Genomic DNA, 6,425 nt, shown 5'->3' on the forward strand with positions numbered 1-6,425 from the left:
GGGGCGAGGCAGGCGGAGCCTGCCCCCAACACCGGCCCCGTACGCAAGCGCCACCCCACCACCCGAACACCCCTCCCACCGACGCGCCTGATGCGCCACACCCAGGGCACTGCTTCGTCCTCGCATCGCCCCTTCGCTTCTACAAGCAACGTGCGCAACGGCGTCAACAGCTCGAACGCGTTGGGCGATGCCGCTCACCCCACGACGTGGGAGCGGACGGCCGGCTCGGTGACCTCATCCACCGCTGGAGCACCGTGAGCACCAGTGCAGGTTCACGACGACCCACCCGCACCGCAACGGCGCTCGTACCGCAGCAGGGTCGTCTGCGTCCGCACGCTCGTCGCATTGCACGCACCCGGAGGTCGGCCCCGTCCGAGGCCACCGCCGCGCGCACACGGCCAATGTCTCCGCCAGGGGCGACCGCAGTACGAACGGGGGCACACACGGATCTCGTAGCACGCCAGGGCCGACGCGTCGTCCGGGAGGAGGGTGAAGGTCGACCTGGCATGGAAGGCCGCCCCGTACCCGCGAGGCATCTCCAGGCGCTTGATGCGCTGGTGGAACACCGTGTCTACGAGACCCGGAACGTCCGCCTGGCCGTCGAGCCGCTCCAGCTTGTTGGCGGACGAGTCGACGCCGTCGACGTCCAGTCCGCGCCGCCGCAGGCCCAGCGCCCGCTCCGGCCTCCTCAGTGAAGGACGCGTCCAGCTCGGGTCTTGAGAACGGCGGCCCTTAGATCTCCGCGACGAGGCATGTAGGAATGCGCCGGTCCCGTGCGCGTCAACCCGGGCGGGTTCCTCTCCCCCCGAGTCATTCGCTTTTCAGCCTGCTCCGTGCACGGCGCCGAGTGTCGCGGCGATGGCCAGCGCCGCGTCGACTACGCGGTCCGCCTCCGCGATGGGCTCGCCCCACGAGTGGAAGAACCACAGCCGTCCGCCGTCGTCCTCGCGCGGACGGCACGTGATCGTGTCCCCGGGCTCCGGCGCGTCGTCGCAGCACCCGTCCGCGAACGGGTTCGTCACCCGCAGACCGTCCCTGCTGATCCTGATGTCCAGCCGGTACACGTCCAGCCGGTTCATCAACGCACCGAGCCGCGCGAACGCACTGGCATGGGGGATTGAAGTAGTCATTCCATCACCATACGTAACCACACCATGGTGTGCCATGGCCTTCCCTACCTTGGAAGGGTTTTCCATGGTCGATAGCGTTTCGATCATGTCCATCGACCCGGACGATCTGACCGCGCCTTACCTCCAGCTGGTCGCCATCCTGCGCGGCAAGATCGAGAACGGGGAGTACGCACCCGGCAAGCGCCTGCCATCACTGGTCGTGATGGAGCAGGAGTACGGGCTGAATCCGAAGACGATTCGCAAAGCGATCGACGCGCTCAAGGCCGAGGGCCTGGTCGTGACGTCACCGGGGCGCGGCACGTTCGTCAAGCCGCCCGAGAACGACTGACCACGGCGAGGCCTTCTCCTCCAGATCGCGCGAGTGGCGCCGGTCGGTGCCGCCGCCGAGTTGGCCCCGGGAGCTCCGGTGTGCGTGTAGATGCAGGTTGCGAACCACATCGCGGCCCGTATCGAGGCGGGCGAGTTGCGGCCCGGTGCGCGGCTCCCCGCGGAACGGGACCTCGCCGTAGAGTACGGCGTCGCATATCTGACGGTCCGCCGCGCCGCGCAGGAGCTACGCGAGCGCGGGCTGATCGTGACGGTGATAGGTCGCGGGACGTCCGTCGCCGAGCTAGACCAGCAGTGACGCCGGCTCGAGTGTTCAGGCGAGCCCAGGCCCGCGCGGGTGAACGCCGTCAGGTCGCTGAGGTCGCGGCGGAGCGTCCCGCCCGCGGGGCACGCAAGGGAGGCGGGCGCGGGGCCGGGCGGCGGGCGCGGGGCCGGGCGGTAAGCGTTCACAGGACGTCTGGGGCACGGCGGGACGAACGCGAGGTCCCGGCGAATCCGCTGTGTAAGCGGTTTGTAAGCGGTGGCGGCCACCATATGGCGCGGTGTCGGGGGGGAGGAGCGGTGTGAGCGAAGCGCTGGAAGGCGCCCTGGTGGCGGCGATGGACGAGGCGCGGGACCGGCACGGGCCGGGCGCCGAGGACGTCCGGGCGTCGCTGCCGCTGACGGAGCCGACCGGGTTCGTGGATCTCGGTTGCCTGGCCGTCGCCTGCGTGGTCATCGCGGTGCCGGTGCTGCTGATCGGGAGCTACTCGACTCTGATCAAGGTGCTGATCGTGGCGGTGGTGGTGGCCGCCGGGTTCCTGGTGGTGCGGTCCGGACCGGGTCATCGCGCGCCGGCGACGGCTGGGCGGGGACGGCGTGCAGATCGTCCGGGTGCATGAGGGCGGTGTCGTCTGGGGCCTGCGGCGTCGCGACGGCGAGCAGGAACTGCGGGTGTACGAGTGGCCGAAGGTCACGCGGATGCTGCTCGTCCGCGGCGAGCGGGAGCACCGGGCGGGGGTGGTCGGGGCGACGACCGTCGAGTACGGTTTCCAGCTCTCGCAGGACGGGCTGCCGCACCTGAGCATCAATGATCTCGGCGCCGGCCGGACGCCGGCGCTGACGGCGGTCGGCCTGGCGGTCCGCGAGCGCTACAACGCCTTCCTCATGGGACGGGCGCGGGCGGCGCTCGGCCGCGGCGAGGCTTTCTCCTTCGGTCCCGCGCAGCTGGCTCCGGACGGCATCGTCGTCGGGGGCGGCAGGATCCCGTGGGGGCAGGTGCGGGGGCTCAAGTCCGTCGTCGTCCCGGTGCCCAGCTCCCATTCGTCCAAGACCGGGGCGTCCTGGCCGCGTAGCGTCGTGCCGGAGACCTCGACTTCACCTGGAGCCGCTCGATGACCGTTCGCCGCGTCGTGCCCAATGTCCGTTCCGATGCCGCCGGGAAGAACCGCGAGTTCTACGGCCTGCTCGGGTTCGAGGAGGTCATGGACATCGGGTGGGTCATGACGCTCGCCTCCCCCGACGTCCCGAGCGCGCAGATCAACTTCATCACCGCGGACAAGTCGGCCCCTGTCGACCCGGACATCAGCGTGGAGGTCGACGACGTCGACGCGGCCTACGCGGCGATGCGGGAGCGGGGCGCGGAGATCGTGCATCCGCTGCAGGACGAGGAGTGGGGCGTGCGGCGGTTCTTCGTCCGCGACCCGGACGGCCGCATGATCAACGTCGTCGCGCACCGCTGACGCGGGGGTCAGACGATCGGACGGTTCTTCCTGATGCGGCGGCGGACGTCCCACAGGTAGGCGTTGAAGGGGAACTCGCGGAGGGGCCGCGGCATGGCGCGGTTGGCGAGCGCCATCAGCCGGACGAACCGGTCGAAGCGGGCCTGGTCGCGGGGCGTCCACGGGTAGCCGAGCTCGTCGCGGAAGGGCGCCGGAAGGAATCCGAGGGTGAGGAAGCGGTGCGGCCGGCCGAGCGTCCGGTGCACGGGGGCGGGCAGGAAGCGCAGTTCGGTGAGGTCGCGGAGGTAGCGGCGGGTGACGTCGTCCATCTCGATCCTCTTGACGGACTCGGTCCAGTACTCCTCGAACGCGGCGCGGTCGGCGGGCCACATGTCCTCGGTCATCTGGAGGGTGGTGCCGAAGCGCGCGCCGTGCCGGTAGAGGGCGTCGATCTGCTCGGGGGCCGGGTCGCCGTAGAGCATCGTGTAGATCATCTCGGTGCCCCAGTAGAGGCACGCGGCGACCCACAGCTGGAGGTCGCGGTCGAAGGCGTTGTAGGGGACGGGCTCCTTCGCGCGGACGTGCTTGTGGGCGCGGTTGACCTCGCGGCGCATGGCGAGGCGCTCGTCCTCGTCGCCGAGCATGGCGACGGCGATGTAGCTGAGGGTGGTGCGCGCGCGCTTGAGGGGGTGCTTGTCGACGCGGCCGCTGTCCACGGTGCTCTCGGCGACGCCGTGCCCGACGGGCAGGCGGGAGAGCTGCATGACGACGTTCGCGGCGGCGGCGGACAGGGCCATGCCGGAGATCGCGTCGAAGACTATCTCCGGGGGACGCTCCGTGGACGTGGCGGTCGCGGTCATCCGGGCCTCACTCCTGGTACAGAGAAGCGAATTCCGTGTCACTGTGCCATTTGTAAGCAAGCACTTGCAAGGGCGCCCGGCGAGCCCGCACCGGCCGTCCGGGCGCCCCCGCCCCGCGTCAGGCGTACGGGTCCTCCTTCCGCAGCACCCGTCCCGCGAAGTCCTTCAGCCCGTCCAGCGCCCGCATGTACGGCACCGGGCCGAACGACACGCGCGCGGCGCCCGCCTCGGCGAGCTCGACCAGCGACGAGCCCGGGAAGCAGTTCACGTTCACCGGCCCCGGAATGCCCTTGACCAGCGTCGCGACCGCGTCCGGCGGCGCGGTGATCGGGTAGACGCAGTCCGCGCCCGCCTCGATGTAGAGCCGGCCGCGCTCGATCGCGGCGTCCACCGGGTCCGCGACGCCGGCGACGAACGTGTCGGCCCGCGCGTTGATCACCAGGGCGTCGCCCGCCGCGGCGCGGACCGCGGCCAGGTACTCGGCCTGCTTCTCCGGCTCGGCGAGCGTCCCCGCGTAGGTGTCCTCCAGGTTGCAGCCCGCGGCGCCGATCGCGAGCAGCCGCTCCACCAGTTCCTCGGGCGGCAGCCCGTACCCGGCCTCGGCGTCCACCGTCACCGGGACGGACGCGGCGCGGATCACCCGGCCCGCGGCGGCGAGCATCTCCTCCACCGGCGCGCCCTCGTGGTCGGGGTAGCCGAGCATCGCGGCGATCGCGGCGCTCGCCGTCGCGAGCGCCGGGTAGCCGGCCTCCTGGACGATCTCGGCGCTCGCCGCGTCCCACACGTTCGGCAGCAGCAGCGGGTCCCCGGGCCGGTGCAGGTCGCGCAGCCGGGCGGCATTCTCGGTCATCTGTCTCTCTCCTTCGTCACTCGCTCATTCACCAAGGGGACCGGATCCGGCCGCATTACGTGACATATGCCCCGTCCGGCCCGTCCGGCACCCGGCGGGACGCGGATACCGCGACGCCGGGGACTGGGTTAGCGTCGAGATGATCGAGTGGCCCGTGACACGAGGGAGTGCGCATGCTGCCGTGGTCCGCCGACTTCGCCGGACGCCTTGAGGAGCACGTCGTCAGCAGCGAGCTGCTGCGCGGCAACCCGCTGAAGGACCCGCACGAACGCCCGCTGCTGGTGTACGTCCCGCCCGGCTACGACGACGAGCCGGACCGCCGCTACCCGTCCGTCTACGTGATCACCGGGTTCACCGGGCACGTCGGGATCTGGCGGAACCGGATGCCGTACCGGCAGCCGTTCCCCGAGACCGCCGACGCCGTGTTCGCATCCGGGCAGGCCCCGCCCGCGATCGTCGTGTTCGTCGACGCGTGGACGGCGCACGGCGGCAGCCAGTACGTCGACTCCCCGGGGACCGGCAAGTACCACTCCTACATCTGCGACGAGGTCGTCCCCTGGGTGGACGCCCACTACCGCACGCTCGACGCGCCGGAGCACCGGGCGATCAGCGGCAAGTCCAGCGGCGGCTACGGCGCGATGATCACGCCGATGCTCCGCCCCGACCTGTTCGGCGCGCTCGCCACCCACGCCGGCGACGCCCTGTTCGAGTACTGCTACCTGCCCGAGTTCCCGAAGTGCGTCCGCTTTCTGCGCAAGTACGACGGCGACATCACCCGCTGGTGGGACGACTTCAACGCGCGCGTCTCGTTCACCAAGCCCGAGGACATGGAGCTGCTGAACGTCCTCGGCATGGCCGTCTGCTACTCGGCCCGGTCCGACGGCACGCCGGAACTGCCGTTCGACCCCGTCACCGGCGTCCTGCGCCCGGACGTCTGGGACCGCTGGCTCGCCTGGGACCCCGTCCGGATGGTGCCGGACCACGCCGCCGCGATGCGCTCCCAGCGGGCGATCTGGATCGACGGCGGCACCCGCGACGAATGGTTCCTGGACATCGGCGCCGAGGCGTTCCACCGCGCGCTGCTGGACGCCGGGGTCTCCCCCGACGCGATCCACTTCGAGCTGTTCGACGCGGGCCACGGCGGCATCGACTACCGCTACCCGCTCGCGCTCGCCTGGCTTTGCGAGCGCATCGCACCCTGACGCCCACGATCCTGCGAAACGGCGCGCCCACCTCCCTGGGCGCGCCGTTTCCGCTGTTGACTGGTTTTTCAATGTTTTCAGAGGGGCCGTTCACCGGGATTGAAAATCCAGTGGCCCATGGATTCGTTGACACCGGCGCTCGTTCACACGAACCTTTGGGGCAGTCCCCCGAGAAACGTCCGCACCGCCCCCGCGCGACGCCTTCGACGACGGACGCTCGCGGATGCGGCCGTCCCCGCCCGGCCGTATCCGCGCCACCCGCATCCGGTGGCCGGCCGCCCCCGCGCCGGGCCGGCCGCCGGCGGGGCGCGCCGGCCCGGGTGACGGGCCCTGCCCCCCGGGCCCCCCCCCCCCGG

General features: G+C 71.3%; 9 protein-coding genes. 6 read left to right on the plus strand and 3 right to left on the minus strand.

Annotated features, from left to right (window positions below; all coding sequences use genetic code 11):
- Nucleotides 1-821: 821 nt before the first annotated feature.
- Entirely contained in the window at nucleotides 822-1,130 is a 309-nt protein-coding gene (locus F8568_RS35230) for a hypothetical protein (RefSeq protein WP_151597976.1), read from the minus strand.
- An 85-nt stretch (nucleotides 1,131-1,215) separates the two neighbouring features.
- Between F8568_RS35230 and F8568_RS35235 the strand changes: the two genes are divergently transcribed.
- From F8568_RS35235 to F8568_RS35255, 5 genes are all read left to right on the plus strand, one after another.
- Nucleotides 1,216-1,458: a GntR family transcriptional regulator gene (locus F8568_RS35235; RefSeq protein ID WP_151597977.1), complete on the plus strand. Its 243-nt coding sequence runs from the start codon at nucleotides 1,216-1,218 to the stop codon at nucleotides 1,456-1,458.
- Nucleotides 1,459-1,548: 90 nt separating this feature from the next.
- Nucleotides 1,549-1,755: a GntR family transcriptional regulator gene (locus tag F8568_RS35240; RefSeq protein ID WP_151597978.1), complete on the plus strand. Its 207-nt coding sequence runs from the start codon at nucleotides 1,549-1,551 to the stop codon at nucleotides 1,753-1,755.
- Between the two features lie 265 nt (nucleotides 1,756-2,020).
- Complete coding sequence (locus tag F8568_RS35245; protein WP_151597979.1) at nucleotides 2,021-2,338, plus strand: hypothetical protein; 318 nt, start codon at nucleotides 2,021-2,023, stop codon at nucleotides 2,336-2,338.
- Complete coding sequence (locus tag F8568_RS35250; RefSeq protein WP_151597980.1) at nucleotides 2,316-2,834, plus strand: hypothetical protein; 519 nt, start codon at nucleotides 2,316-2,318, stop codon at nucleotides 2,832-2,834. Before F8568_RS35245 ends, F8568_RS35250 begins: the two co-directional genes overlap by 23 nt.
- Nucleotides 2,831-3,178, plus strand: coding sequence for a VOC family protein (locus tag F8568_RS35255; RefSeq protein WP_151597981.1), 348 nt, complete (start codon nucleotides 2,831-2,833; stop codon nucleotides 3,176-3,178). Before F8568_RS35250 ends, F8568_RS35255 begins: the two co-directional genes overlap by 4 nt.
- Nucleotides 3,179-3,186: 8 nt before the next feature.
- Here the strand turns inward: F8568_RS35255 and F8568_RS35260 are convergent, their stop codons facing one another.
- The gene (locus tag F8568_RS35260; RefSeq protein ID WP_151597982.1) at nucleotides 3,187-4,017 is read right to left on the minus strand and encodes an oxygenase MpaB family protein; all 831 of its coding nucleotides are present in this window, start codon (nucleotides 4,015-4,017) and stop codon (nucleotides 3,187-3,189) included.
- Nucleotides 4,018-4,135: 118 nt separating this feature from the next.
- Complete coding sequence (locus F8568_RS35265) at nucleotides 4,136-4,867, minus strand: isocitrate lyase/PEP mutase family protein (protein WP_151597983.1); 732 nt, start codon at nucleotides 4,865-4,867, stop codon at nucleotides 4,136-4,138.
- A 173-nt stretch (nucleotides 4,868-5,040) separates the two neighbouring features.
- Between F8568_RS35265 and F8568_RS35270 the strand changes: the two genes are divergently transcribed.
- A complete protein-coding gene (locus tag F8568_RS35270; RefSeq protein WP_151597984.1) occupies nucleotides 5,041-6,069 on the plus strand; it encodes an alpha/beta hydrolase in 1,029 nt (342 codons plus the stop codon).
- Nucleotides 6,070-6,425 lie beyond the last annotated feature (356 nt).

This window comes from Actinomadura physcomitrii, assembly GCF_008923205.2.
Taxonomy (GTDB): domain Bacteria; phylum Actinomycetota; class Actinomycetes; order Streptosporangiales; family Streptosporangiaceae; genus Spirillospora; species Spirillospora physcomitrii.

What these genes read in the sequence shown, in the direction of transcription:
- F8568_RS35230 (WP_151597976.1), bottom strand. Translation starts at nt 1,130, where the DNA reads ATGACTACTTCAATCCCCCATGCCAGTGCGTTCGCGCGGCTCGGTGCG.
- F8568_RS35235 (WP_151597977.1), top strand. Translation starts at nt 1,216, where the DNA reads ATGTCCATCGACCCGGACGATCTGACCGCGCCTTACCTCCAGCTGGTC.
- F8568_RS35240 (WP_151597978.1), top strand. Translation starts at nt 1,549, where the DNA reads ATGCAGGTTGCGAACCACATCGCGGCCCGTATCGAGGCGGGCGAGTTG.
- F8568_RS35255 (WP_151597981.1), top strand. Translation starts at nt 2,831, where the DNA reads ATGACCGTTCGCCGCGTCGTGCCCAATGTCCGTTCCGATGCCGCCGGG.
- F8568_RS35260 (WP_151597982.1), bottom strand. Translation starts at nt 4,017, where the DNA reads ATGACCGCGACCGCCACGTCCACGGAGCGTCCCCCGGAGATAGTCTTC.
- F8568_RS35265 (WP_151597983.1), bottom strand. Translation starts at nt 4,867, where the DNA reads ATGACCGAGAATGCCGCCCGGCTGCGCGACCTGCACCGGCCCGGGGAC.
- F8568_RS35270 (WP_151597984.1), top strand. Translation starts at nt 5,041, where the DNA reads ATGCTGCCGTGGTCCGCCGACTTCGCCGGACGCCTTGAGGAGCACGTC.